Source organism: Cedecea neteri, assembly GCF_000757825.1.
In the GTDB taxonomy this organism is placed as follows: Bacteria; Pseudomonadota; Gammaproteobacteria; order Enterobacterales; family Enterobacteriaceae; genus Cedecea; species Cedecea selenatireducens.
The window spans coordinates 4,616,051-4,640,497 of record NZ_CP009451.1; the positions used below are offsets into that span (position 1 = coordinate 4,616,051).

Annotated in this window: 30 protein-coding genes; 28 read left to right on the forward strand and 2 right to left on the reverse strand. The window is 54.1% G+C overall.

Going from position 1 to position 24,447, the window contains the following annotated elements; translation table 11 throughout:
• Positions 1-58: 58 nt before the first annotated feature.
• The 26 genes from JT31_RS21465 to JT31_RS21590 all read left to right on the forward strand — a co-directional run bounded on the left by JT31_RS21465 (position 59) and on the right by JT31_RS21590 (position 20,005).
• Entirely contained in the window at positions 59-1,675 is a 1,617-nt protein-coding gene (locus JT31_RS21465) for a hypothetical protein (protein WP_038481948.1), read from the forward strand.
• A 1-nt stretch (position 1,676) separates the two neighbouring features.
• A complete protein-coding gene (locus JT31_RS21470) occupies positions 1,677-3,152 on the forward strand; it encodes a DUF1073 domain-containing protein (protein WP_038481951.1) in 1,476 nt (491 codons plus the stop codon).
• A 70-nt stretch (positions 3,153-3,222) separates the two neighbouring features.
• Positions 3,223-3,756: a phage minor head protein gene (locus tag JT31_RS21475; protein ID WP_038483465.1), complete on the forward strand. Its 534-nt coding sequence runs from the start codon at positions 3,223-3,225 to the stop codon at positions 3,754-3,756.
• A 458-nt stretch (positions 3,757-4,214) separates the two neighbouring features.
• A complete protein-coding gene (locus JT31_RS21485; protein WP_038481957.1) occupies positions 4,215-5,486 on the forward strand; it encodes a DUF2213 domain-containing protein in 1,272 nt (423 codons plus the stop codon).
• Positions 5,487-5,497: 11 nt separating this feature from the next.
• Positions 5,498-6,001, forward strand: coding sequence for a structural cement protein Gp24 (locus JT31_RS21490; protein ID WP_038481960.1), 504 nt, complete (start codon positions 5,498-5,500; stop codon positions 5,999-6,001).
• Between the two features lie 10 nt (positions 6,002-6,011).
• Complete coding sequence (locus JT31_RS21495) at positions 6,012-6,959, forward strand: major capsid family protein (RefSeq protein WP_038481963.1); 948 nt, start codon at positions 6,012-6,014, stop codon at positions 6,957-6,959.
• A 42-nt stretch (positions 6,960-7,001) separates the two neighbouring features.
• A complete protein-coding gene (locus JT31_RS21500) occupies positions 7,002-7,385 on the forward strand; it encodes an STY1053 family phage-associated protein (protein WP_038481966.1) in 384 nt (127 codons plus the stop codon).
• Positions 7,369-7,779: a DUF4054 domain-containing protein gene (locus JT31_RS21505; RefSeq protein WP_038481970.1), complete on the forward strand. Its 411-nt coding sequence runs from the start codon at positions 7,369-7,371 to the stop codon at positions 7,777-7,779. Before JT31_RS21500 ends, JT31_RS21505 begins: the two co-directional genes overlap by 17 nt.
• Entirely contained in the window at positions 7,776-8,279 is a 504-nt protein-coding gene (locus tag JT31_RS21510) for a hypothetical protein (RefSeq protein ID WP_038481972.1), read from the forward strand. The genes JT31_RS21505 and JT31_RS21510 overlap by 4 nt, the downstream gene beginning before the upstream one ends.
• Positions 8,279-8,671 (forward strand): hypothetical protein, encoded by a 393-nt coding sequence (locus JT31_RS21515; RefSeq protein ID WP_038481975.1) that lies wholly within the window; start codon positions 8,279-8,281, stop codon positions 8,669-8,671. The genes JT31_RS21510 and JT31_RS21515 overlap by 1 nt, the downstream gene beginning before the upstream one ends.
• Entirely contained in the window at positions 8,668-9,213 is a 546-nt protein-coding gene (locus JT31_RS21520) for a hypothetical protein (protein ID WP_038481978.1), read from the forward strand. Before JT31_RS21515 ends, JT31_RS21520 begins: the two co-directional genes overlap by 4 nt.
• Positions 9,214-9,216: 3 nt before the next feature.
• Positions 9,217-10,374 carry a DUF3383 family protein gene (locus JT31_RS21525; RefSeq protein WP_038481981.1) on the forward strand — a complete coding sequence of 386 codons (1,158 nt, stop codon included), beginning with the start codon at positions 9,217-9,219 and terminating at the stop codon, positions 10,372-10,374.
• 10 nt (positions 10,375-10,384) lie between these two features.
• Positions 10,385-10,825, forward strand: a complete 441-nt coding sequence (locus JT31_RS21530) for a DUF3277 family protein (RefSeq protein ID WP_038481984.1) — start codon at positions 10,385-10,387, stop codon at positions 10,823-10,825.
• Between the two features lie 3 nt (positions 10,826-10,828).
• The gene (locus JT31_RS21535) at positions 10,829-11,254 is read left to right on the forward strand and encodes a phage tail assembly chaperone (RefSeq protein ID WP_038481986.1); all 426 of its coding nucleotides are present in this window, start codon (positions 10,829-10,831) and stop codon (positions 11,252-11,254) included.
• Between the two features lie 89 nt (positions 11,255-11,343).
• Complete coding sequence (locus JT31_RS24120) at positions 11,344-11,442, forward strand: DUF6889 family protein (RefSeq protein WP_419177764.1); 99 nt, start codon at positions 11,344-11,346, stop codon at positions 11,440-11,442.
• Positions 11,432-13,441: a lytic transglycosylase domain-containing protein gene (locus tag JT31_RS21540; protein WP_038481989.1), complete on the forward strand. Its 2,010-nt coding sequence runs from the start codon at positions 11,432-11,434 to the stop codon at positions 13,439-13,441. The genes JT31_RS24120 and JT31_RS21540 overlap by 11 nt, the downstream gene beginning before the upstream one ends.
• The gene (locus tag JT31_RS21545; RefSeq protein ID WP_038481992.1) at positions 13,441-14,040 is read left to right on the forward strand and encodes a phage baseplate protein; all 600 of its coding nucleotides are present in this window, start codon (positions 13,441-13,443) and stop codon (positions 14,038-14,040) included. Before JT31_RS21540 ends, JT31_RS21545 begins: the two co-directional genes overlap by 1 nt.
• Before the next feature lies 1 nt (position 14,041).
• Positions 14,042-14,347 carry a phage baseplate plug family protein gene (locus tag JT31_RS21550; RefSeq protein WP_038481995.1) on the forward strand — a complete coding sequence of 102 codons (306 nt, stop codon included), beginning with the start codon at positions 14,042-14,044 and terminating at the stop codon, positions 14,345-14,347.
• Positions 14,348-14,350: 3 nt separating this feature from the next.
• The gene (locus JT31_RS21555; protein WP_038481998.1) at positions 14,351-15,412 is read left to right on the forward strand and encodes a hypothetical protein; all 1,062 of its coding nucleotides are present in this window, start codon (positions 14,351-14,353) and stop codon (positions 15,410-15,412) included.
• Between the two features lies 1 nt (position 15,413).
• Positions 15,414-15,758: a hypothetical protein gene (locus JT31_RS21560; RefSeq protein ID WP_052049045.1), complete on the forward strand. Its 345-nt coding sequence runs from the start codon at positions 15,414-15,416 to the stop codon at positions 15,756-15,758.
• A 55-nt stretch (positions 15,759-15,813) separates the two neighbouring features.
• Entirely contained in the window at positions 15,814-16,554 is a 741-nt protein-coding gene (locus JT31_RS21565) for a Gp138 family membrane-puncturing spike protein (RefSeq protein WP_038482001.1), read from the forward strand.
• Positions 16,554-16,907 carry a hypothetical protein gene (locus JT31_RS21570; protein ID WP_038482004.1) on the forward strand — a complete coding sequence of 118 codons (354 nt, stop codon included), beginning with the start codon at positions 16,554-16,556 and terminating at the stop codon, positions 16,905-16,907. Before JT31_RS21565 ends, JT31_RS21570 begins: the two co-directional genes overlap by 1 nt.
• On the forward strand, positions 16,908-18,107 hold the full coding sequence (locus JT31_RS21575) for a baseplate J/gp47 family protein (protein ID WP_038482007.1): 1,200 nt from the start codon (positions 16,908-16,910) through the stop codon (positions 18,105-18,107).
• Positions 18,104-18,784 carry a DUF2612 domain-containing protein gene (locus JT31_RS21580; RefSeq protein WP_038482010.1) on the forward strand — a complete coding sequence of 227 codons (681 nt, stop codon included), beginning with the start codon at positions 18,104-18,106 and terminating at the stop codon, positions 18,782-18,784. The genes JT31_RS21575 and JT31_RS21580 overlap by 4 nt, the downstream gene beginning before the upstream one ends.
• On the forward strand, positions 18,784-19,587 hold the full coding sequence (locus JT31_RS24125) for a gp53-like domain-containing protein (RefSeq protein WP_052049046.1): 804 nt from the start codon (positions 18,784-18,786) through the stop codon (positions 19,585-19,587). Before JT31_RS21580 ends, JT31_RS24125 begins: the two co-directional genes overlap by 1 nt.
• A 1-nt stretch (position 19,588) precedes the next feature.
• The gene (locus JT31_RS21590) at positions 19,589-20,005 is read left to right on the forward strand and encodes a tail fiber assembly protein (RefSeq protein ID WP_038482013.1); all 417 of its coding nucleotides are present in this window, start codon (positions 19,589-19,591) and stop codon (positions 20,003-20,005) included.
• Here JT31_RS21590 and JT31_RS21595 read toward each other — a convergent pair.
• Complete coding sequence (locus JT31_RS21595; protein ID WP_038483474.1) at positions 19,977-20,417, reverse strand: tail fiber assembly protein; 441 nt, start codon at positions 20,415-20,417, stop codon at positions 19,977-19,979. The two genes, JT31_RS21590 and JT31_RS21595, sit on opposite strands and share 29 nt — an antisense overlap.
• 3 nt (positions 20,418-20,420) lie before the next feature.
• Positions 20,421-20,789: a gp53-like domain-containing protein gene (locus JT31_RS24315; RefSeq protein ID WP_419177765.1), complete on the reverse strand. Its 369-nt coding sequence runs from the start codon at positions 20,787-20,789 to the stop codon at positions 20,421-20,423.
• Positions 20,790-21,443: 654 nt separating this feature from the next.
• Between JT31_RS24315 and JT31_RS21600 the strand changes: the two genes are divergently transcribed.
• Positions 21,444-22,940, forward strand: a complete 1,497-nt coding sequence (locus tag JT31_RS21600) for a SulP family inorganic anion transporter (protein ID WP_038482016.1) — start codon at positions 21,444-21,446, stop codon at positions 22,938-22,940.
• Between the two features lie 255 nt (positions 22,941-23,195).
• Positions 23,196-24,443: an MFS transporter gene (locus tag JT31_RS21605; protein WP_038482019.1), complete on the forward strand. Its 1,248-nt coding sequence runs from the start codon at positions 23,196-23,198 to the stop codon at positions 24,441-24,443.
• Positions 24,444-24,447 lie beyond the last annotated feature (4 nt).

Genomic DNA, 24,447 nt, shown 5'->3' on the forward strand with positions numbered 1-24,447 from the left:
CCGTGGTACGGATAACAGTCATTATGTTAAAAAGTCCCGTTTTTGAGTAATTTTCGCCATGCCAATTCCTTTCCCGTTCGACTTCAAGGACCCTGATTATCAGATGGTTTTTGAATGGCGTATGGAACGCCTGCAGCGCATTAGGGAAAACCCTGGCGTACTCCCGGCGCTTAAAGAGTTTTACCGCACCAACCCCGCCCAGTTCATTATCGACTGGGGTATGACAACTGACCCACGAAACCTCGATTTCGGATTACCTGCGACCATTCCTTTTTTACTGTTCCCAAAACAGGAGGAGTGGATTAACTGGATCATGGAGCGGCGATCTGGTCGGGAGAATGGCCTGACAGAAAAAAGCCGTGAAATGGGACTCAGTTGGACGTCTATAGGTATGGCCTGTTCGCTTTGCCTGTTTAACAAAGAAATGGTGATTGGTTTCGGTTCACGTAAAGAAGAGTACGTGGACAGCACCGGCGATCCCAAAGCGCTTTTCTGGAAAGCACGGAAATTTGTTGAGCTGTTACCGATTGAATTCCGTGGTGCCTGGAGCGAAAAAAAACACGCTCCTTACATGCGCGTTGAGTTCCCCAGCACAGGAGCTGTTATCAAAGGGGAGGCAGGCGACAACATTGGGCGTGGTGACCGTACGACGCTTTATTTCGTGGATGAGGCTGCATTCCTTATGCGGCCGCAACTCATCGACGCGGCGTTGTCACAAACTACCCGCTGCCGTATCGATCTCTCATCTGTGAATGGGATGAATAACCCGTTCGCTCAGAAACGCCACGGCGGCAAAATCCCGGTATTCACTTTCCACTGGCGCAGCGACCCCCGAAAGGATGATGCCTGGTACCGGAAAGAGTGCGAGAAAATCGATAATCCGGTGATTGTGGCGCAGGAGCTGGATCTTAATTATCAGGCGTCAGCCGAAGGTATTCTGATCCCGAATGAATGGGTACAGGCCGCTGTAGACGCACACATTAAGTTAGGCATAGAGCCCAGCGGTCAGCGACTCGGGGCAATGGATATTGCCGATGAGGGGAAAGACAAAAACGGGTTCTCCGCGCGCTACGGCTTTCTCCTGCAGGAAGTTCACGAATGGTCTGGGGAAGGGAGCGATATTTATGCCTCCGTCGTTAAAGCGTTTGGCTACTGCGACGATTACGGGCTGGATGAGTTCCGTTTCGATGAAGATGGCCTGGGCGCTGGGGCTCGCGGTGATGCACGCGTTATTAACGAACTAAGGCATACCGAAGGGGGCGGGATGATTACCGCAACGCCCTTCCGTGGGAGTGGTGGCGTATTCGATCCGGAAGATGAAGCGGTGCCGGGCGATAACGGTAAGGCCGCCCGCTTAAATAAAGACTTCTTCGCTAACGCCAAAGCCCAGAGCTGGTGGCACCTTCGCAAGCTGTTCCGTAATACCTTCCGCGCGCTGAACGGCATGGAATACAACCCGGACGAAATTATTTCTATCAGCAGCACGCTGGAGAATAAGGATCGTCTCCTCATGGAGCTATCACAACCCACATGGTCAAAAAACGCTGTCGGTAAAATTCTGGTTGATAAGCAACCGGACGGTACCAAATCGCCTAACCTGGCCGATGCGGTAATGATTAATTACGCGCCGATGGATTCCTCTCTCGATATTTGGGCCTCGCTGGCCGGAGTGTGATATGGCAAAACGGCCACGCAATACAGGCGGCAAGAAGCCCGTCAGGACGGCTGACGGGTATAACAACTTCCCGGCAAAGCTCGGCGCACAGACACAAAACATTCAAACCGGCGGCACTTATCTGCCGGGTTATCTCACCCGTAACCGCGTAGAGCTGGAATTTGCCTACCGGTCATCATTCCTCGTTGGCGCAGCAGTTGACGCAATGGCCGATGATATGACCCGCAAGGGCGTAAACATCAGCTCAAAGCTCAAGCCTGGGCAAAAAGGGAAGGTAGAGACATTCTGGGATGAGGCTGCTATCTGGGATGGACTGAACGACACGATTAAATGGTCGCGTCTTTATGGCGGTGCAATTCTGGTTGTGCTCATCGAGGGGCAGGACATGTCAACGCCTCTCAGGCTGGACCGCATTAAACAGGGGCAGTTTAAAGGCGTAATCAGCCTTGACCGCTGGATGGTCAAGCCCTCGTATGTGGATCTGGTCACCGATTACGGGCCGGAATTTGGCAAACCAAAATATTACCGGGTGGTGACCAATCAGCAGGGCATTCCACCCTGGAAGATTCACCACTCGCGCATTATCCGCATGGAGGGTGATTCTCTGCCTTTCCAGCAGGCGCAGACAGAGAACGGCTGGGGAATGTCAGTGGTAGAGCGTATTTTCGAGCGAATTCAGGCGTTCGATACGGCGACTGTTGGCACCACACAGCTGATTCACAAAGCGCACCTGAGAACGTACAGCATTGAGGACCTTCGCAAGATTCTGGCTATGCCGGAAGGCAGCCCGATGGTGGCCGGTCTGATGAAGCATATGGACATGATCCGCGAGTTTCAGACCATCGAGGGTATGACCCTGATGGATAAGAAGGACGAATTCGCAACACACAGCTATTCGTTCGCGGGTATTGCAGATGTGATCCTTCGCTTTGCCGAGCAGGTCTCAGGTGCAACCGGTATACCCCTGGTCCGTTTATTCGGGCAGTCACCTGCTGGATTCAGTACCGGCGATGGTGACCTGGAAAACTACTACAGCCGTGTTAACTCGCTGCAGGAGCGCCGACTACGCCGCCACATTCGCTGGCTGATGGATATCTCCTGGCGTTCGCTGTTTGGCGAGGAGCTGCCGGAGGACTTCACCTTTGAGTTTAATAAGCTCTGGGAAATGTCGGACACCGACCGCTCGACAATGGCGAACAACGTTGTTACCGCGCTTGCTACTGCTGTGCGTGACGTTGGCATGACACCAGCCGCCGCGCTGAATGACCTCCGCAATATGTCCGACGTAATCGGGATCGGCGGCTCAATCACTGATGAGGACATAGAAAATGCGAAAGCCCAGTGGGAGGAGGATGAATCTCAAACCAGCCCTCCGCCGTCGTTCAGAGAAGCAGTACAGCCAAAGCCTGTTGGCGATAGCAAACCAGATCGGGGAAATCGTCGGTGGTACTTACGATGGTTCCCAGTCTGGAGCTGATAAAACAGAGCTGGTGCTGATCGACTACTCGGAGCTGATCAGCACCTGGGCTGAGAGCGTCGGGCATAAGATGTTCGAGCAGGTAGAGCGCGAAGAGTGGAATCAGTGGCGTTCTGCATCGGAGGAAATCGGGGCTGGTCTGCGCGAGGTTGTGGGCAATACGCCAGTCGGCCAGGTTGCGCAGGATATCGTTTATCGTCAGATCCAGTTGATGAAGTCGCTACCCATCGAGGCCGCTGACCGGGTGAGGGAAATCCAGACCCGCGCTATGCAGGCCGTGGTTAATGGCGAGCGACCGGATCAGCTCTACGAAATGATAATGCAATCCGGTGACGTGGCCGCCGGCAGGGCAAGGATGATAGCGCGTACTGAGATAGGGCGGGCAACTGGTGCTCTCACTCAGGCGAGGGCGCTGGCGGTTGGATCAGAGGGTTACTGGTGGCGCATTGAGGGTATAGGCACCCGTCCATCACATCGACGCATGAAAGATAAATTTGTGCGCTGGGATAACCCACCGACGCTGGATAGCATGACCGGCCACGCGGGTTGTCTGCCGAACTGCAAATGCTATCCGGAAGTGGATATTCCTGCCCCGAGAAAGTGAAAAATACGGCTTATGGCATGTGTTTGCGCTCAACCCTCAGAGTGGCGAAATGTTATCAAAATGTTGTTACCTGAAAATGGCAAAAACAGCCGACAAAACCACGACTTTTAAGCCGCTAAGGTGACATTTTAAATGAGTGCATTTTCCGTGGTGCGCTAAATGACCATTATGTTAAATAGCCCGTAATTCTGAACAATTATCCCACCCTAAGAGGTCGCCACTGTGCGGCCTTTTTTATTGCCTGAGGTTCATGCATGAAAAAGGTTTTTATCGACGCGAAGCGAGCGGGAGACCGAAAGGTTATCGAAATGTCTGTTGGCAGCATCACTGCCGTCTACCGCTGTGTTGGAGATTTATCCCAGCTCAAGGCTACGGGTAGGGGAAACGTCAGGCAGGTAAAAGCGCTGCTCAGAGAGTTCGTCCGTAACTCTGACCCCGCGACTATCTAGCGAGGCACCATGAAATATTTCTTCACTACACGCCTGGGCGAAACCCGCTATCTACAGGCTGATGGTTCTTTGCTGTGTAAAGACGTGCCAATCGCCCGAACGGGAACGCAGGTTTATCTACCGGAAGAAATCGACCTTGAACCGGATGCCAGCGGCACAGTGACCGTATGGCGTACGGAGGATGAGGTTTTCTCCGTTGAGACGATGGCGAGCTTTGAGGGTGTGGCGGTCACGCTGGGCCATCCGGAGGACGACGAGGGGAATATCGTTTTCGTCAACCCGGCGAACTTCCGCGATCTGGCCCACGGACACATTCAGAACGTCCGGCGCGGTACCGGCGACAAATCAGACCTGCTTATTGCCGATGTGCTGATTAAGCGACAGGAAGCCATCGACGCCGTGCAGGCCGGGCTTACTGACGTCAGCTGCGGCTACGACGCGCAATACAAGCAGCTGGCGCCCGGCAAGGGCAAACAATACCAAATCACAGGTAATCACCTGGCGGTCGGCATCGACCGGGGCCGGGCTGGTGGCCGTTGTGCTATCGGGGACTCCATCCCATCTAATCGAAAAAAGGAAAAACCAATGATTTCGTGGTTAAAAAACGTGGCTAAGGCCATTAAGACGAAAGATGAGGATGCACTGGCAAAACTCATCGACGAAGCGCCGGACCTGCCATCTGATGGCCTGGGTTCGATCCCCGGCTCAACTATCAACATCAACATTCCATCGCAGGCTACGGCGCTCCCGACGGAGAACCGCACGACTACCGATGAAACGCCTGGTGCGGAGGCGGGTAAAGAAAAAACAGGCGACGATGACGTACCAGATTGGGCTAAAACTCTGCTTTCCCGTATCGAAAAGCTGGAAGGTAAAACCACTGATTCTGACCCGGACAACATCCAGACCGGCGATGAGGACGAGGAAGAGGATAAGAAGGTAACCGCGGACGCAGCCTTTAAGCGCAGCATCATTGCGGATGCCGAAATTATCTGTCCTGGCTTCCAGCCTACCGGCGATAAGGGTCTGAAACGTCAGGTTCTCAATCAGGCCGTGCGTACCGGTGACAGCCTGAAAGGATTCGGGATTACCGACTTTAGCAAAGCACCAAAGTCTACCGTAGACGCCGCCTTTACCGCTGCCGTGGAAATCCATAAGGCAAAAAATCACCTGGCACCACTGAGCAGCATCCGTACTGCTGACCACGGCGTTAGTACCAAAAACCTTTCACCGGCTGAGCTAAACAAGATCAACGCCGAATTCTGGAAAAACCGTAAATAAGGTAATCACTCATGGCTGGAACAGCATATTTAGACCGCATGCCGATTGGCATTGTGGGGGCAGTAACGCGCCCGCGTGACCTCACTATCGAACCCGTAACACTTGATCTCCAAAAACCTTTCAGCGGCTACGGTCTGCCAGGTAAATACGTCAGCAATAAATTTGTACCGCTGGAGTCTGGCGACACGATCGACAAAGTACAGGGGATTTTCGTTCGTCCTTATCCAATCACCTCTGCTGCTGATTTGGCCTATCTCGGTGTGAAGGTTAATCAGGTCGCAGACGAGCTGAAACGCGGCTACATCTGTGTGAAAGCAACCGTGGGCAGCGCAGTGACGGCACAAAAGGGTGACCCGGTCTATGTGCGTGTTGCTGGTGGTACCTCTGGCAGCCCAGTAGGCACTTTTGTGCTCTCTCCCGACTCTACAGCGGATAACACCCCTCAGTTGAAAAATGCCCAGGTCATGGGGCCGGGTGAAGCTGATGGCCGTATTGAAATCGCATTTAACATCTGAGGAAGAATGAATGTTTACAGTTGACAGAGCGACGATCGACTCTACCGGCGCACTTGTTGTCGGTGAGCTGGAGCGCATGGACCAATCGCTGAATATGCCGCTGGTGTCCGTTAAATGGACCCGCGATATGCCGCTGCGCAGCGATATTTCCATTGCAGATGAAGTGTCATCCTTCACCAATACCGATTTTGTCAGCGTGGGTGGCCCAAACCCTCACGGTAAAAACTGGATGGGGAAAAAAGGGACTGCCACACCGGGGCCTGAACTGGATATTACGCCTACCCGTAATAACCTCACTCCGTGGGCTACGGAGGTGTCCTGGAATGTGCTGGAACTGGCATCGGCTCAACAGCTGGGCCGACCAATCGACACCCAGAAATACGAAGCAATGAAAACAAAATGGAACATGGACACCGACGAGCAGGTTTATATCGGTGACAAGGATCTGGGCGTTGCGGGCTTGCTTAACCTGCCTGATGTGGTTCCGCTGGCAGCTGCTGCTGCGTGGACGGCGACCACTGACCCAGATGTTATGCTGCAGGACGTTAACCTGCTGCTGACGGATGTCTGGATGCGTTCCGGTTATGCGGTTTGCCCGGCCAAAATCGGGGTGGCGCCGGAGTTGTTTGGCTTGATGACTATTAAAAAGGTTTCCTCTGCGGGCAATATTTCCGTGCTGGAGTACATCAAAATTAACAGCATCGCCTACCAGGAAAACGGCGAACCGCTGGAAATCGTCTCCATCAAATGGGCATCAAAGCGTGGCGCTGCGAATGCTCACCGCATCGTGGCTTACACCCAGGATGAAAAATATGTTCGCTTCCCTATGGTTCCACTGCTGAGCACGCCGCTGGAATACCGCAGCATGCAGCAGCTCACCGTCTATTACGGAAAGCTGGGGCAGGTTGAGGCGCCATATTCGAACACGATTTCTTACCTGGACGTTCCATCGTCCTGATAACTGCGGCGGGGAAACCCGCCCTTTTCCTGGAGCAGGCAAATGAAATATCACGTAGCTGCAGCTGCAACCTTGAGCTTTGCTGACGGTACCAAAGTAGAGCTAACCCCCGGCATTCACGATTCCAAAAATTTTACTGATGCTGCTAAAAAACATTGGGCATTTAGCGCTTACGTCAAACCGCTAGATGAAGCTGATTTACTCAAAGAGCAGGAGGCTAGTAATAACGCCGCCCGCGTTGCGCTGCTGGAGACGGAAAACACCGACCTGAAAGCGCAGCTGGAAAACCGGGATGAATCTGTCAGTAACCTGACTAATGAAGTGCTGGCCCTGAAAGCGCAGCTGGTGGAGAAGGATAGCGCTATCGAAACGCTGAATTCCGAGCTGGCCGCGTTGAAGGATCCGAAAAATGGCAAAAAACAGTAACCTCCCGACAGTTGAAAAATTCCGCGAAGATTTCCCCGAGTTCTCAGACGTAACACGCTATCCAAACGCCTCAATCACCTTCTACCTCGGCCAGGCTGATTCTTTACTGGATCAGGACCGACTGGGCGACCAGTTCGTGTATCTGGCCGAATTGTTCACGGCGCATTACACCGAGTTACGCGGAAAGAGCCTGGCAGGTGCGAAAACTGGAGCGGTTAACAGTAGCGCTTCTGCTGGGGTGGCAACGTCTAAATCCGTGGATAAAGTCTCCGTCAGCTATGACGTGTCGGGGATTATCAATCCGGATGCCGGTTTCTGGAATAACACCGCCTACGGGCGAGAGTTCTTCTGGTGGTGGGAAATGTCCGGTGCTGGTGGCAGGCAGCTGCTTTGAAAAGCGGCGTTACGGTGCGATCCGATAATGCCGCGGATATCCTGGAGTCACTCAAGGCGCTGTCCGGTATGGATGTGCTGGTGGGGATTCCAGCCGATAAAGCGGCGCGTGAGGGCTCACCAATCAATAACGCCGAGCTGGGTTACATCCAGTCTACGGGCGGCACGGTGGAAATTGATGGCGAGGTTGTCACGCTGCCACCACGCCCGTTTCTCGACATGGGTATTGAGGACACTAAACCCCGCACGACAGCACATTTAAAGGCCGCTGCCGTGGCCGCGCTTAACGGCAAAAAAGATGCGGCGTTGCGGGAGCTGGAGAGCGCTGGCCAGATAGCCCGCGACGGTGCCAAAAACGTTATTGGTGCCGGTGACCGTCTTACCCCGCTTTCAGAGAAAACCCTTCTAAAACGCCGCGCCGCAGGAATACCAGGCGAGAAACCGCTATACGCGCATGGCTACCTGCTGCGTTCCATTAACTACGTGGTGAGGACGAAATAATGCCGCTTCTCGATGTATCAGAGGTGCTGCTAGATCCGGATTTTATGGACGATTCGCTGGTATGCCACCGACAGACGCAGACCCTGGATGAGGATAATTTTGCACAGAATACCGTGCAGGATATCCCGTTTTCCGGCGTGGTGACGGTAGACCGTTCGCTGGAAGCTCGTCGCATGATGGCCGGGCAAAACATTAACGGCGCGATACTGATTGTGACGTCGTTCAGGTTGACTCAGGGGGTACGCAAGGACAGCAGCGGCAGAGCGCTGGACGCAGATATCGTGACCTATAACGGCTACGACTACCGGGTGACATTTGTTGACCCTTACGAGCGCTATGGCGCGGGATTCGTGCAGGCACACTGCGAGCTGTTGGAGGAGAGCGCAACGTGAACAACGACAGCACCACGGCAGGTTACCTGACACCCGTCGGCGACTTGCCGAAATATGACGAAGCGCTGGAACGGGAAATCAGTCGCTGGATCCGTGGTGTTTCCGGCCTAGCTAAAGAGTTTGTGTTTTCCCGCTGGACTGATCCGCAGCCGCAAATACCGAAGAACGGTATCAACTGGTGCGGTTTCGGTATCACGTCAATGCCGCGCCCGGTCACCCTGGCAAACATCCAGACCACAGAGGAAGAGTCCGAACAATGGTCATGGGAAACCGTGGTGGTGATTTGTTGCTTCTACGGGCCACAGGGCGCGTCGATTGCCGCCACGTTCCGGGAGGGGATTTACGTCGCCCAGAACAACGCAGAGCTGAATAAAACGGGCCTGTCGTTGGTGGACACGTCACCGCTGATTTCAGCCCCCGAGCTTATCAATAACCAGTGGGTGAGGCGCTATGACCTTACCGCCACACTTTCCCGCAAAAATATCCGCACCTACAACATCCGGACGATCCAATCTGCGCCGGTCACCTTTTTTGGAGAATAAGCCATGCAGGGATTACCTGTATCTAACGTCGTTAACGTAGACGTGATCATGTCGCCGACGGCGGCCACTGGTCGAAATTTCGGTTCCCTGCTAATTCTGGGAACGTCCACTGTCATTCCTGTTACTGAGCGCATTCGTCTTTATGCTGCGATTGAAGATATTGCTGATGATTTCGGCGTGGACAGCCCGGAATATGAAGCCGCGCTGGTCTATTTCGGTCAGTCACCAAAACCAACTCAAGTATTTATCGGCCGCTGGGCTAAAACGCTGACCTCTTCGGAAGCTGGTGATGCAGAGACTGCGGTTCAGGCCGTTACTGCGTGCCTGCAGTATACGAACTGGTACGGGCTTGTGGCCGCTGATGATGCGGTGGCTGATGCAGATGTGCTGACGGCTGCTGATGTGATTGCCGTGGCGAAGGTCATCGAGGCGGCTGGCGTTTCCCGTATCTTTGGTGTGACGTCGCGGGAACCGGGCATTATCGACAGTGCTTCCACAACGGATATTGCATCACAGCTCAAAGCAGGCAAGTACGCCAGAACCTTCATCCAGTATTCCACCAAAAATCACTACGCGGCTGTGTCGGCATTTGGCCGGGCGTTTACCGTGAACTTTAACGGCAGCAACACCACGATCACCCTGAAATTTAAGCAGGAGCCGACGGTACCTTACGAAACGCTCACTGTTTCGCAATCTGCTGCGGTCGATGCGAAGAAAGCGAACGTGTACGTGTACTACGCGAACGACACCGCCATTCTGCAGCAGGGCGTGATGAGCAACGGTGATTTCTTCGATGAGCGCCACGGCCTCGACTGGCTGCAAAACTACGTGCAAAACAATCTCTATAACCTGCTGTACACCAGCACGACCAAAATCCCGCAAACCGATGCCGGTATTACCCGTCTGCTGAGCAACGTCGAACAGTCGATGGATCAGGCCGTCACTAACGGGCTGGTGGCTGCTGGCTTGTGGAACGGTGGCCCGATTGGGCAGCTTTCTCCTGGTGACGCGCTGACGAAGGGTTATTACGTGTATGCGCAGCCGCTGGTGCAGCAGGCGCAGGCAGACCGCGAAGCGCGCAAAGCCCCACTGATGCAAGTGGCCTGCAAACTGGCCGGGGCCGTCCACTACGCCGACGTTCAGATCAACGTTGTTCGCTAAGGAGCGATAAATGGCAACATATTCTTTTCTTGATGTAACCGCATCGCTCACTGGCCCGACGGGCGTTATTGATCTTGGCCAGGGCTCCGCGAACTCCGAAGAGGGGATCACGATGACGATGGCCGGGAACAAAAACACCATGACTGTTGGCGCTGACGGTGAAGTGATGCACAGCCTGCACGCTGACAAATCCGGCACCATCACCGTTACGCTACTGAAAACCTCCCCGGTGAACAAAAAGCTGTCGCTGGCGTACAACGCGCAAAGCCAGTCCTCTGCCACCTGGGGCAATAACGTGATTGTCATCCGTAACACCGCCAGCGGCGATATCTCCACGGCCCGCTCCTGTGCGTTCCAGAAACAGCCGGACCACAACAACGCCAAAGAGGGCGGCACGGTGGCCTGGGTATTCGACTGCGGAAAGATTGACCAACTGCTTGGGGAGTTTTAATCGATGGAATTCGAAATTAAAGGTGTGACATACCGCACCGCCAAAATGGGCGTTTTTGAACAGTTGAAAGTTTCGCGCAAGCTGTTGCCGGTGCTGGCCGGGATGGTGTCGGAATTTCGCAGTGTGCAGGAAAAAATTCAGAGCAAGGATACCGAGGGCGCTATGTCGTCCATCCTGCCGCGTATCGCTGACGCTGTGTCGAACATGAGTGATGAGGACGTGAACGCGATCCTTTTCCCGTGCCTCTCCGTGGTATCTCGCCAGCACGGTAAAAACTGGGTGCCGGTCTGCCAGCACAGCGAGATGGCATTTGATGATATCGACCTGTTCACCATGCTGCAGCTGGTGGCGCGGGTGGTCGCCGATTCTCTGGGAAATTTTTTGCAAGAACTCCCTACGTCAGAGACGGACACCCAGCCAGCAGCTTAACCCTCAACAGTCTACCGGGCGGTGAGGATTTTATTCTTCGCCCGGCACTGGCCTTTCACCTCGATCAAAAAGACCTCGACAGCGGCGCGGTGGACCTCGCCCGCATAGCGCTGCTGAACGACTACCTCGACGTTCGGGAGGATAACGACGCCCGCATAGACAAATGGAGAGCCGAGAATGAGCGGTAGCGCAGATACCATCAAAGATTTCCTGGTCTCGCTGGGATTCGATATCGATAACGCCGGGGCGAACAAGTTTGAGGCTGTGGTTAAGGGCGTCACAGCTAATGTGCTCAAACTGGGGGCGACGGTGGAGGGGGCGGCAGCTTCTGTGCTGCTGTTCACGACAAAGATTGCCGACGGGCTGGATAAGCTCTACTGGGCATCACAGCGCACCGGGGCAACGGTGGCAGGCATCAAAGCCCTGGGCTATGCGGCATCACAAACCGGCGGCAGTGCGCAGGCGGCGCTATCTTCCCTCGAGGGGCTGGCCAGCTTTATGCGTAACAATCCGGGGGCCGAAGGTTTCCTGAACCGGCTTGGCGTGCAGACCCGAGACGCCAGCGGGAAAATGCGCGACACCGCCGCCATTTTTACGGGCGTAGGGCAGAAGCTCAACAGCATGCCTTACTACCGGGCGCGGCAGTATGCCCAGATGCTGGGCATTGATGAAAACACCCTGCAGTCAATGCGCCGGGGGCTGGCCGGGTTCACATCCGATTATCAGTCGATGATGCAGAAAACCGGCTTTAACGCCGACAAGGCCGCGCAGCAGTCCAATAAGTTCATGACCTCAATGAGAGGGCTCACCGGGCTGCTGGGTATCCTGCGCGATAAAATTGGCTCTAACCTTGCCGGCGGCCTGGCCGGTTCGCTGGACAGCCTGCGTAAGCGTATTCTCGACAATTTCCCGAAAATTGAAGAAACGCTAACCCGGCTGATTAAAGGCATTCTCTGGTTTGCTGATGCGTTCGCCCGGATGGGGTACCGGCTTATTCAGGGGGCGGGCGCTGTTATTGACTGGTGGAAGCGTCTGGACGATGGCAGCAAAAGCCTGCTGAAAGTATTCGGCGCGTTGCTGGTGGCCTGGCGGCTGCTGAACAGCTCATTCCTTATGTCGCCCATTGGCTTTATCACTGCGCTTATTGTTGGCCTGGCGCTGCTGTGGGATGACTACCAGACATGGAAAGAGGGCGGTAAAAGCCTGATCGACTGGTCGAAATGGCAGCCTGATATTGAGCTGGCGAAAAAAGCCATCGTCTGGATCCGTGACAAACTCCTTGAGCTGAAAGATGCTGTGGGCGGCTGGCAAAATGTCCTGGCGATTGCTGCGACGTTCATCGCAGGTGCCTGGCTGACAAAAATCCTCGGAGCATTCTCTAAAATCGCCAAAATTCCTGGGCCGCCGTGGTTAATGGCGTTAATGGCTTACGGTGGGTATGTCGCCAGCGACCACGAAAATATTACCGCCGCGGCGGAATCCTCCTGGGATTACACAAAGCGGAACGTAGGTGATGCACTCCGCTGGATGGGAATTAACACCGATCTGGGCCGTAAAAATACGATGATGGGTATTCCGGATGCCGCTTACGACATTCCCGGTAATTTCCCTGATCAGCAGGCGCAATCTGTTAAACGTCCCCAGGCGTCTGCAGCAGGCAAACGGCTGCTGGGCTGGATGGGACCGCTGTTTAGCAAGCTGGAGACGCTCTATCAACTTCCTGCAGGGCTGCTGAATAGCGTTGCTACCGCAGAGTCGGGCGGCAATCAGTTCGCCATGTCCGGCGCGGGGGCGAAAGGGCTGTTTCAGTTCATGGACGGTACCGCTAAAGATATGGGGCTGCGCGGCAATGACGTTTTCGATCCCGAGAAGTCAGCGCAGGCGGCCGCAAAATATCTTAGCCAGTTGCTGCGGCAGAACGGCGGCAATCTGGATAAAGCGCTGGCGTCGTATAACTGGGGGATCGGGAACGTGCAGCGTTACGGTATGGGCCTGATGCCTGCCGAAACACGGAATTATATTCCGAAGGTTCGCAGCAACATGCCCGGCGGTGGCCCGCAAGTTCAGCAGGAAACGATCATCAACATTCACGGCGTTAACGACCCGCGAGAAGCCGCACGACTTACTGCTGAAAAGCAGATCAGCGTTAACGCTCAAACCGTTCAACAACTCATGGTGCCGCGCTAATGGATATTTTATCAGCCATTTTTCGCCAGCAGACGCGGAAAATTGACATCCTCGTGCCGAGTGTCGTCGTTTCAGAAAAGCACTCGGATACGCTGGAAATCACGGAGCACCCGGTTGAGAAGCCGACAAGTGGCAGCAATGCAGGTTACATCGCCGATCATGCATTTAAGCGCCCGAGCGAGGTCACGATGGAATGTGGCTTTGCCGGAGGTGGCGCATTGCTGGATTTTGCCAGCAACCTGACAGCCACGAGCATCCTTGGCAAGAGCCCAAAAGAGACGTATCAACAGCTGCTGGACCTGCAAAGCTCAAGGGTACCGTTCGACGTTGTGACCGGGAAACGGACGTACAACAACATGCTGGTACGTGCAATTGAAGTCACGACCGACAAAACCACTGAGAACGTGCTCAGCTGCACGCTCACGCTGCGCGAAGTCATCATGTCCGAAACCTTTAGTGTGAAGGTGGCCGATAAGTCAGATATGGCGCAGGGGGCCAGCACATCAGCCGTGCAGAACACCGGCACGAAGTCTACCACGCCCCCGAATGAGTCCATTCTCAGCCAGGCGGGCAGTTTCTTTGCCAGCCTGGGGAGATAGGATGCAAATCAATGAAATTCCGTTAGCACCGGATAACCAGCTATTCCGTATTCAGCTTGGCGGTACCACCTACACGCTGCGCATTATCTGGCGCGATGCCGCCGGCTGGATTATGGATGTGCAAGACAGCGGCGGCGCTCCGCTTCTTTCCGGCGTGCCATTGGTCACCGGCCTTAATCTGCTCGAGCAATACCCGCAACTGGGCATTAACGGGGCACTCGCGGTTATCACGGATAACGGCGCGCCAGTGGAACCCACAAAAACCAACCTCGGCACATACAGCCATCTCATTTTTGTTCAGGGCTAACTCATGTCAAAAAACTGGATGCGGCATTTTGAGCTGCAGCTTCTGGATCAGAATGGCCAGGGCGTTTCCCTGTCGGATTTTAAAGTCACGTTCCAGATCACCTGGGCAGATACGCGCTGGCCGCGTGTGGCGAACGTGAGGATCTACAACCTCTCTCCCGACACGACAAACCGTATAACCGGCCAGGAGTTTGCGAAGCTGCGAATTATTGCCGGTTATAGCGGCCAGGCTGCGCCGGTTGATGCCAGCGAGGTAGGTACTGCCAAAGTTATTCCGGATGATAAAATCGGGCAGACTGACGGCCAGAACTACGGGCTGATTTTTAGCGGTGACATTCGCTTTACGGTGACCGGTAAGGACAATATCACCGATTCCTGGGTGCTGGTGCAGGCGGTGGGCGATCATGAAGCGTTTCTCTACGCTAACACCATCACCACGCTGGCCGCGGGCTATACCGTGGCAGACCTGCACCGTGCGGTGATGCAGGACTTTAACCCGTTTGGTGTCACGCAGGGCATTACCGGAGATTTTCCAAATACTGTTTTTCCGCGTGGCCGCGCAATCTATAACGCTTCACGCAACGTCATGGACAACATCGCCGCACAGTGTAAAGCCACCTGGCAGCTGGTGGATGGGCAACTGCAGATAGTTCCGGAGGACAAGTATATCCATGAAGCAATCGTGCTTAACGCTAACACCGGATTGATTGGGATGCCTCAGCAAACAATGGGAGCCGGTGTTAACGTACGCTGCCTGATTAACCCGAACATCCGGATTAACGGCCTTATTCAGCTGGATCAGGCTTCGGTGTACCGGGCAACTTTGGGCGACAGCGAAATAGCGCAATCCCCTGGCCCCATTAGCGAAACGGAAGATAACGGCAACCGTACGCTGACAGGCACAACGTCACAGGCCGCGAGCATTGCGACCGATGGCGTTTATATCGTCAAGTCCATAGACTATACTGGCGACACCAGAGGGCAGGCGTGGTACATGGATTTGATGTGCTTTGCACGCGGCGCTCGTGATTTGCAAAGTGCTTCAACGTTGAACAAGGCGCAATAAAATGATTTTTCCACGCTTAGCTATCGTAACCTTAATGTTGCTTTCAACCAGCGTACTGGCTGATGTTCGCTGTGGTGATTTTATCCTGACGTCCAGTAATGATGGGTTTATGCATATCAATGGAGTTCGTCCTGAGTCGCAAAAATTTACTTTCCTGAAAGGCGATGGGAATTATGACAACATCAAATATGAATGGATGGTAAAGACAAATCAGCCAGGCAAATGGTTAGGCATGGAATATATCAAGCGCAATGGTAATAAGCGGATATTGAATGTTCAGCTTGCTCAAGCGAATATGGACGCACCACGGCAGTACGTATCTTATGACTGTGTGAAGGTCAAATAGTTGCCTAACCTGAATTACAAGAACCCGCTTCGGCGGGTTTTTTTATGGAGTTTGTATGCCAGTTTCTACTCAATCCCAAATAGGCGGTGAACAGCAGACCGCCCAGGCAATTGCCGATTCCGTTTCTTCTCAAATCCGTGTAGCGATGCCCGGCATCATCCAGTCATTTGATCCGGATGCCGTGACCTGCACTGTTCAGGTGGCACTTCGCGGCGTGGCAGGTGATGAGTCTGTCGAACTGAAACCGCTGGTGGATGTACCAGTGATTTTCCCGCGTGGTGGTGGCTGCACGCTGACATTCCCAGTTAAAGCAGGTGACGAATGCCTGCTTATTTTTGCCGACCGCTGCATTGATTTTTGGTGGCAGGCCGGCGGCGTTCAGGAAACGGTAGATCCTCGGCAACACGATTTCAGCGATGCTTTCGCCATTGTCGGCCCGCAGTCACAGGCGCAGAAAATTTCCGGTATCAGCATGGCCGCCGCGCAGCTGCGCACCGACGACGGCGCCGCGTTCGTAGAAGTGGCCGCCGGGCATGACGTTACTGTGCAAACGCCTGGCAAACTAACCGCTATCGCAGAGGGAGGTACCGTCATTACATCGCCCACTATCGTGCTAAACGGCGCGGTGACCATTAACGGCACGCTCAGCCAGGGCATGGGCGAGGGCGGAGGTGGAGCAACGATGCTGGGGCCGATTATTGTTACCAACGATGTGACCGCAGGCGGCGTTAGTCTCAAAAATCACACGCATAAAGGCGTTGAGCCTGGCAGTGGCAACAGCGGAGGGCCGAACTGATGCGATACCGACGAGAGGATAGCGGAGGGGATTACACCTTCGGCAAGGGTGATAACACCTTTCTGGTGAACAGCCCGGAGTGTGTCACCCAGGCGGTTAAAACCCGTTTTGAACTTTGGCGCGGCCAGTGGTTCCTCGACTTAACAGAGGGAACACCTTACGTGCAATCTGTGCTGGGAAAGCAGCGTTCCGATGTTTATATCCTGGCTATCCGAGAACGCCTGCAGGCGACGTCCGGCGTTAAAAGTATTATTTCCTTCGACACGAACAACGACGGCACCACGCGCCGCGTTACCTTCACCGCAACAATCGACACTATCTACGGCCAGACGACTGTAACTAGCGAGGCATAAATGGCATTGAACCTCGACACGCTGGGGTTATCGGCAACGGTAACCGCCCAGGGCATAACCGCGCCTGATTATCAGCTGGTGTTGAGCACCATCACTGGCTATTTCCGGCAGATTTATGGGGCTGATGCTTATCTGGAACCAGACAGCAAAGACGGCCAGATGGTGGCGCTGGTGGCGCTGGCCATCCACGACGCGAACAACACGGCCATTCAGATTTATAACTCCTTTTCCCCGGCAACAGGCCAGGCGGCCGCGCTGAGCAGCAACGTTAAAATCAACGGTATCACGCGAAAGATTGCGACCAATTCAACGGTTGATCTGCTGCTGGGCGGCACGGCTGGAACAGCCATCAATAATGGCTCGGTAAGGGACCAGAACGGCGTGATCTGGAATCTGCCCGCAGCGGTGACGATCGGCGTCGCCGGTACGGTGCTGGTCACTGCCACATGTGCAACGAGCGGTGCTATTGCAGCGTTGGCCAGCACGATAACCTCTATCAACACGCCTACACGAGGATGGACGTCAGCGACAAACCCGACGGCGGCCACGGTGGGGCAATCGGGGGAAACTGACGCCGAGCTACGAATCAGGCAGGCGCAGAGCGTCGCGCTCCCCGCGCTGACGCCGTTTGAAGCAGTAGACGGTGCCATTGCCAATATTGCAGGCGTGAGCCGTCACAAGCTCTATGAGAATGACCGGGGAGTACCAGACAGCAACGGGCTGCCGGCACATTCCATTTCAGCGATTGTGGACGGCGGCGATGTGAACCAGATAGCCCAGGTTATCCGGGGCAAAAAGGGGCAGGGCGTGGCAACGTACGGCACAACGTCCATTGTGGTACCGGACACCTACGGCAACCCGCATACCATTTCATTCTCCCGCCCGCAGAACGTCCCTGTGTTTGTTGATATCACACTCCGGGTGTTCACCGGCTACACGTCGCAGATCGGTGAGCAAATCAAACAGGCAGTAGCGGAGTACATCAACAGCCTGAAAATCGGTGATAGCGTGCTGCTGAGCCGCGTTTACTCCCCGGCCAACCTGGGTGTGGTAAGCGGTGGCAACGCCCGTTATTACGACATCACAGAGCTGCTGATTGGTACATCTGCCGGATCAGTGTCTGCGGCCAACGTCAATATTGCTTATGACGGGGCAGCGGCCTGCAGCACGGATAACGTAAAAATCACGGTGAGCTCATGAGCAAGTACACCGAGCTAATCACGAACTACCACGCGACTAAACCGCTTTTCCTGACTCACGTCGATCTCAGTACCCGCCCGCTGATAGATGTTTCAAACACGCTGGGTGGCCTGATTACAGCTTTTGATATTGATCATGCCGTCGGCGTGCAGCTCGATACCCTGGGGCTGTGGATCGGGCGTAGTAGCATTGTTAGCCAGCCCATTTCTGGCGTCTATTTTTCGTGGGATACCGACGGGCTGGGTTATGACCAGGGCGTGTGGCAAGGGCCTTACGATCCGGACTCCGGTTACACCACGCTAAGCGATGACACCTACCGCATCATTCTCAAAGCAAAAATCGCTATCAACAACTGGAACGGGCAGAACGACACGCTGCCCGCCATCCTCGATGCTGCGACGGCAGGATCCGGACTCAAAATGCAGATCGTCGATAACCAGGACATGACCATTTCGGTTTGGGTATTTCCCGAGACGGATATAGCGAATGTTTCACGCGAACTTATTGCGGCGATAAAGCAGGGCTATCTGACCGTGAAAGCGGCTGGTGTGTGGGCCGGTGATATTCAAACGCCATCGGTGGAAACCCCATCTGAGGGCAATAAATTTTTTGGTTTCGACTTAAACAACGAATACATCGCCGGTTTTGACGACGGTGCATGGGAGATGAAACTTTAATGGCTACGAACGAATTTAAACCCTTTGCCACAGGCGCTGGCGCAAATGTCATGAGCCAGGCTGATTGGGAAGCTTTACCGGCATTGCTGACTGGTTTTCAGTCCGGTAAGGCATCCAGTGCGCAGGTAAACAAGGCTATCCGCCAGGCTTCATTTGTGGCGGCGGCGCTGGCGCAGTTTATTGCTAACCAGTCCGGGAATGATGTACACGACGACGGCAACTTGACAACGCTGGTGGCCAGCCTCCTTTCTGCCATCAACAAAACATCACAGCCGCTGGACGCAACACTAACCGCGCTTGCCGCCCTGACAACTGGCGCAAACAAGCTGCCTTACTTCACCGGGACGGATGCCGCCAGCCAGACAGATTTAACCCAGGTTGGTCGGGATATTATAGGCAAATCTGCTATCGCTGACGTTCTCACATACCTTGGTTTGGGAACAGCGGCAAAAAAGGATGTAGGGACCGGCACAGGGCAGATCCCTGACATGTCGACATTTTCTCTTGCGAGGATTTCTGCATCGTCGGGATATCAGAAATTGCCGAGCGGCTTGATATTCCAATGGACAATAGGCCCGTCGACAACAGTAGAGACGTTAACAACCATCACGTTACCAATTCCTTTCCCCACCGCGATGATGGCTGGCATGGTGTCTACTAATGCAAATTCCGGCAACACATCGGACATTATGTATCAGACAGTGGCGTCCACAGCATCTTCTATTACATTGCAATCGCAGATATTCACGACATCGGCGGGCGCTGGTTCCGTGTCACCCGTTGTGCTTGCCATAGGATATTAATATGTACGCATACGCTAAAAATAATTTCTATCCATTTGATCTTCGCGAGAGCTATGAGGCTGCAGGAACATGGCCGGAAAGCTTTGTTGAAGTCGAAGATGAAGTGTTTGGGATGTATTCAGGTTTGCCACCGGAAGGAAAAATGCGGGGCGCTGATGCGGAAGGGAAACCTGTATGGGTTGATATACCGGCTCCCACAGCGGAGGAAATAATCGCGGCTGCAGAACGCAAGAAAAAAGCTCTGCTTTCCGAAGCCGATTCGATTACAGCAGACTGGCGCACGGAACTGGCGCTAAACATCATCGACGATAGTGATAAAGCGAAGCTAACAGCATGGATGGTGTACATCAAAGCGGTGAAAGCGGTAGACACGTCCACCGCACCTGATGTCAGTTGGCCGGAGAAACCGGCAGTGTAGGCCATTGGATATCTGGTGCACTGGTAGTGTCAACGGCTTCCAGTGCATCCAGATAATCCAGCCACAGGTTATATTTTGCAAAATCGTCAGAACTCAGTCTCTTCATGGCTGCTTTTCCCGGCCACTGCCTGCTGTTCATATAGGCGTTAGCCTGGTCAATCAGCAATTGTTTTTGTGCATTGGCTATCGCAACCAGTTCTTCATGAGTCGCGGGCGGAATATCAGCCCATGCAGGATAACCATCATCCCCTGCCACCCTCATTTTTCCGGGAGGCGGTGCCTGATACTCCTTAAACGTATCCTCATCCACCTCTACACCTTGCTCGGGCCACATATTCACGGCCTCGTAGTCGTCCTGCATTACAAGGGGATAAAACGCATTGGTTTTGGCGTCATACAGATATTTATTCATCATTTATTCTCCTACCGCAATCCAGTTAGCACCTGCACCAGTACCACCACCTGTGCGTGAACTCATCAGATAAAAACCGCCAAGACCGATAGGTGTTGTCGCAAATGGCGGGCAATCAGTCACTCCATTCTTCGCTGAGTCAAAAGACGTAGTGACAGTGAAACTGGAAGTGAATGAAATGGGTAAACTGATAGCGGTTGGGAATCCCAGCGGGCCTGATATAGACGTGCCGCGCTGAATGATCGTGCCGTTGGGAAATCTCGCCCACCCCGGGCCAGATGTGAAATTTGACATTGTAGGAATCTGCCCTGGACCTGTGCCTACATCTTTTTTTGCCGCTGTTCCCAAACCAACGTTTAAGAATATGCACATTCAGATACCAGATGGCATGTTCTCAGCCTTTTATGAGGGAAAAGTTCGTGCTCGTGGTCTATTACAGGGTGACAACAAATGAGCAAAACACTAAGCCGCAGAAAAACCACTCTGAACGCTCAGAATATGAACTGTTTTTTAATCCAGAAAAATTGGAAAAAATAAGTTAGGACAGGAATAAAACGCTTGGGATAGCTCGAACTTTTTACGAATTTACTCGAAAAAAGTGATATGTATTTGATTGTTTTGGTGTGTTTAGGGTTGTGTTTTTGACTGAAAATAAATCGAAGTTTATTTTAGTATGTTGATTTGAAAGGTTTTTGTTGATTACTTGCGATTACAGGAATCGTGTTCGGTCTTTTTTTTATTCGGGAACCCGTCAGCCCGCTTGCGCGTAAAGCGTTTCCCATAACGCTTTGGCTCGACCAGTGCGCTAAAACCATACCACACCTTGATAGCTCGCCGTCCAGCGTTTTTTGCTTAATTTGTTAATTATTTGTTGCGCAAACGACGGGGTCAGGCCATGGCTGGCCTGTAACAGGTGATGTCGGTCACAAAAATTCGCATCAGTATGGCGACAAGGCTACAATTCCGGCCTCTTTGACCGCGTTCCGTGAGAGACGCGGCATCCATGACAATAAGCCTGCATCCACTATGACAAATCAAACCGAGCCTGCCGCTCAACATGCCCACGAGAATAGCCTGCGCGCCGTGCTCCGTTCACCCCGGCTGTTCCAGCGCGAAGTGCTTGCCGGGGTCGTAACCGCGCTGGCGCTGATCCCCGAAGTTATCTCCTTTTCGCTGATTGCGGGCGTCGACCCGAAAGTCAGCCTGATCGCCTCCATCGTGCTCTGTTTTGCCATGTCTGTCCTGGGCGGCCGCCCGGCGATGGTCACCGCCGCGGCAGGATCGGTAGCTTTGGTGATTGGGCCGATGGTTCACCAGTACGGCATCGGCTATATCCTGCCTGCGGTGGTGCTGGCCGGGGGGATCCAAATCCTGTTCGGCGTGACCGGGCTGGCGCGTATGATGCGTTATATACCGCTTTCGGTGATGACCGGTTTTGTTAACGCCCTGGGCATACTTATTTTCTTCGCTCAGGTGCCTCATGTCTGGGGGCAATCGCCGTTGGTTTGGGGGCTGTTTGTCGTGACGCTTAGCGTGGTGCTGCTGCTACCGAAGGTGCTGAAATCAGTGCCTTCACCGCTGGTGGCTATCGTGCTGGTGACCGGCCTGAGTGCTGCCATGGGCTGGACGTTGCCGACGGTCGGCGACAGTGGGCCAATGAAGGCAGGGTTGCCTGGATTAACGGAGCTAATGGTGCCGCTGAACCTTGAGACGCTGCAAATTATCTGGCCCTGTGCGCTGAGTATTGCCTTCGTTGGGCTGATGGAATCGCTGCTGACCGCGAAGCTGGTGGATGACCTGACCGACACGCCGTCCAGTAAGCGCCGTGAGTGCTGGGGGCTTGGCGTTTCAAATATCTTCGCCGGTTTTTATGGCGGTATTGCCGGCTGCGCAATGATCGGGCAAACCATCGTCAACGTCGAGCTGGGAAGAGGGCGTACGCGGCTTTCGACGGTGGCGGCTGCGCTGGTGTTATTGCTATTGGTGACCGCGCTGAGCGAGGTGATGGCCAAAATCCCAATGGTGGTGCTGGCCGGGATTATGATGATTGTGGCGGTGAAAACGTTGAACTGGCACAGCATCTCGCCCGCCACGCTGCGACGCATGCCGCTTCCGGAAACGCTGGTGATGCTCACCACCGTCGCCGTAACGGTTTATACCGATAACCTGGCGCTTGGCGTGCTCGGCGGCGCTATCTTCGCGATGATGCTGTTTGCTCGCCGCATTGCCCACGTAGTGCGCGCCGAACGGCAGCTTGCTGAGAATGGGAGCGAAGTGACTTACCTGGTGCGCGGGCCGCTGTTCTTCGCCAGCAGTAATGACCTCGTGGAACATTTTCACTATGCCGACGATCCGCCGCGGGTGATTATCGATCTTACCTATGCGCAAATTTGGGATGCCTCCACCGTTGCCGTGCTCGACGCCATTGAAACGCGTTATCAGCGCTACCAGACGCGCGTTGAGATTGTTGGCCTGGATACCCACAGCGCGGATTTCCATCAACGATTGAGCGGCAAACTTTAGTCTTTTTTCCGGCAGCGTCAGGCTGCCGGCTACTGCCGATCTCTCTCAGCATGAAATGCCGCTTTTTGAGCGCGCGATCACAATTTCCCACTACTTTACGCTGCCCGGCTGGCTGTTTAAATTATAAGCTGGGGAAATAAACATTTCTGCAACATTTCCGTTGCCAGCCATTACGGAATAACTTATTACTATTTAACCGCTTAGTGATATTGAGCGGCCCCGCCTCCACAATAACGATAAATAACAGGACACTTTATGACGACAAACGATGCCGTCCGGGAGGACGCTGTGCGCGGCTTTTGGCCGACGGTCAAAACCTTCCCGGCGACGGTGATTGCGCTGCTGTTTTTCACCCTGGTCATCCGCTTCAGCTATTTTATGGCCTGGCCGTTTATGACGGTGATCATGACCCGTAATTACCATCTTTCGCCCATCTCGGTTGGGATAGCGATGACCAGTAGCGCGCTTTTAGCCGTAATGCTGGGGATGTATGGCGGACAGCTGTCGGATAAATTAGGCCGCCGGGGCGTGCTTTCCCTTGGTTGTGCGCTGTCGTTCGTGGGATATGCGCTGCTCGGGCTGGCGACAGGAATGACGTTGTTTATCATTGGCCTGATGATCGTTGGCGTCTGTTTTGCGTGGGTTGAGCCGCCAACTCGTGCCCTGATGAGTGACCTCCTGGGCGATCGCCGTCGCCGCGCCCTGGCGCTGCAGATTCGTTACTATCTGGTGAACGTCGCGGCGGTTACCGGGCCGGTGGTCGGCATTGCTTTTGGGCTGACGTCGCAAAAAGGGACGTTCGTGATAACCGCCATCAGCTATTTGCCGCTGCTGGTTTATACCTTACTGTTTATTCCTGTCGGAAAGCTGGTGGCCAATGGAAGCGAACATAAATCGGCAGTGAGATTGCGCGACGTTATGCTGATTATCGCTCGCGATAAACTGTTTGTCGCGGCACTGTTGTGCAGCACGTTGTGCGCCGTGGTCTTCGTTCATTATGAATCCGTGGTGCCGCTTTATTTGCTGACCCTGGACGCGGAAGCCGCGGTGAAACTGATTACGCTGATTCTGGTGTCCAACGCCTGTACGGTGTTGATAGCCCAGCTGTTCCTGGTTCGCTTTCTGGCGCAGGTTAGCCTGCCTGACCGTATTTTGCTGGGTGGCGCTATTTTTGCGATTTCACAGCTTCTGTTCTGGTCCGTGCGGACGCCGGATGCGCTGCTGTGGGTGAGCGTCACGATTATTTTCAGCATCGGTGAGGCGATTCTGTTGCCTAACCTGAATATCCTGTTGGATCAGCTTGCGCCGGATGAGCACCGGGGAGCTTATCTTGGGGCTTCTACGCTGACCACGCTGGGCGTTGCGCTGGGGCCGCTGATTGGCGGCGTAATGCTGACCCTGACGGGAGCCGGCGTCTTTTTGGCCACAATGCTGTTTAGCCTGCTGCTGTGCGCTATTATCTACGCCTGCAAATCCGGCCTTACACAACGATTACAAGAGTAAAACT

Coding starts and splice junctions, on each gene's coding strand:
- JT31_RS21595 (WP_038483474.1), bottom strand. CDS start 20,417: ATGAATAAATATCTGTATGACGCCAAAACCAATGCGTTTTATCCCCTT.
- JT31_RS21470 (WP_038481951.1), top strand. CDS start 1,677: ATGGCAAAACGGCCACGCAATACAGGCGGCAAGAAGCCCGTCAGGACG.
- JT31_RS21525 (WP_038481981.1), top strand. CDS start 9,217: ATGCAGGGATTACCTGTATCTAACGTCGTTAACGTAGACGTGATCATG.
- JT31_RS21465 (WP_038481948.1), top strand. CDS start 59: ATGCCAATTCCTTTCCCGTTCGACTTCAAGGACCCTGATTATCAGATG.
- JT31_RS21500 (WP_038481966.1), top strand. CDS start 7,002: ATGAAATATCACGTAGCTGCAGCTGCAACCTTGAGCTTTGCTGACGGT.
- JT31_RS21485 (WP_038481957.1), top strand. CDS start 4,215: ATGAAATATTTCTTCACTACACGCCTGGGCGAAACCCGCTATCTACAG.
- JT31_RS21515 (WP_038481975.1), top strand. CDS start 8,279: ATGCCGCTTCTCGATGTATCAGAGGTGCTGCTAGATCCGGATTTTATG.
- JT31_RS21575 (WP_038482007.1), top strand. CDS start 16,908: ATGGCATTGAACCTCGACACGCTGGGGTTATCGGCAACGGTAACCGCC.
- JT31_RS21560 (WP_052049045.1), top strand. CDS start 15,414: ATGATTTTTCCACGCTTAGCTATCGTAACCTTAATGTTGCTTTCAACC.
- JT31_RS21490 (WP_038481960.1), top strand. CDS start 5,498: ATGGCTGGAACAGCATATTTAGACCGCATGCCGATTGGCATTGTGGGG.
- JT31_RS21535 (WP_038481986.1), top strand. CDS start 10,829: ATGGAATTCGAAATTAAAGGTGTGACATACCGCACCGCCAAAATGGGC.
- JT31_RS21505 (WP_038481970.1), top strand. CDS start 7,369: ATGGCAAAAAACAGTAACCTCCCGACAGTTGAAAAATTCCGCGAAGAT.
- JT31_RS21580 (WP_038482010.1), top strand. CDS start 18,104: ATGAGCAAGTACACCGAGCTAATCACGAACTACCACGCGACTAAACCG.
- JT31_RS21475 (WP_038483465.1), top strand. CDS start 3,223: ATGTTCGAGCAGGTAGAGCGCGAAGAGTGGAATCAGTGGCGTTCTGCA.
- JT31_RS21565 (WP_038482001.1), top strand. CDS start 15,814: ATGCCAGTTTCTACTCAATCCCAAATAGGCGGTGAACAGCAGACCGCC.
- JT31_RS21550 (WP_038481995.1), top strand. CDS start 14,042: ATGCAAATCAATGAAATTCCGTTAGCACCGGATAACCAGCTATTCCGT.
- JT31_RS21605 (WP_038482019.1), top strand. CDS start 23,196: ATGACGACAAACGATGCCGTCCGGGAGGACGCTGTGCGCGGCTTTTGG.
- JT31_RS24315 (WP_419177765.1), bottom strand. CDS start 20,789: ATGTGCATATTCTTAAACGTTGGTTTGGGAACAGCGGCAAAAAAAGAT.
- JT31_RS21570 (WP_038482004.1), top strand. CDS start 16,554: ATGCGATACCGACGAGAGGATAGCGGAGGGGATTACACCTTCGGCAAG.
- JT31_RS21495 (WP_038481963.1), top strand. CDS start 6,012: ATGTTTACAGTTGACAGAGCGACGATCGACTCTACCGGCGCACTTGTT.
- JT31_RS21530 (WP_038481984.1), top strand. CDS start 10,385: ATGGCAACATATTCTTTTCTTGATGTAACCGCATCGCTCACTGGCCCG.
- JT31_RS21600 (WP_038482016.1), top strand. CDS start 21,444: ATGACAAATCAAACCGAGCCTGCCGCTCAACATGCCCACGAGAATAGC.
- JT31_RS21545 (WP_038481992.1), top strand. CDS start 13,441: ATGGATATTTTATCAGCCATTTTTCGCCAGCAGACGCGGAAAATTGAC.
- JT31_RS21555 (WP_038481998.1), top strand. CDS start 14,351: ATGTCAAAAAACTGGATGCGGCATTTTGAGCTGCAGCTTCTGGATCAG.
- JT31_RS21540 (WP_038481989.1), top strand. CDS start 11,432: ATGAGCGGTAGCGCAGATACCATCAAAGATTTCCTGGTCTCGCTGGGA.
- JT31_RS21590 (WP_038482013.1), top strand. CDS start 19,589: ATGTACGCATACGCTAAAAATAATTTCTATCCATTTGATCTTCGCGAG.
- JT31_RS24125 (WP_052049046.1), top strand. CDS start 18,784: ATGGCTACGAACGAATTTAAACCCTTTGCCACAGGCGCTGGCGCAAAT.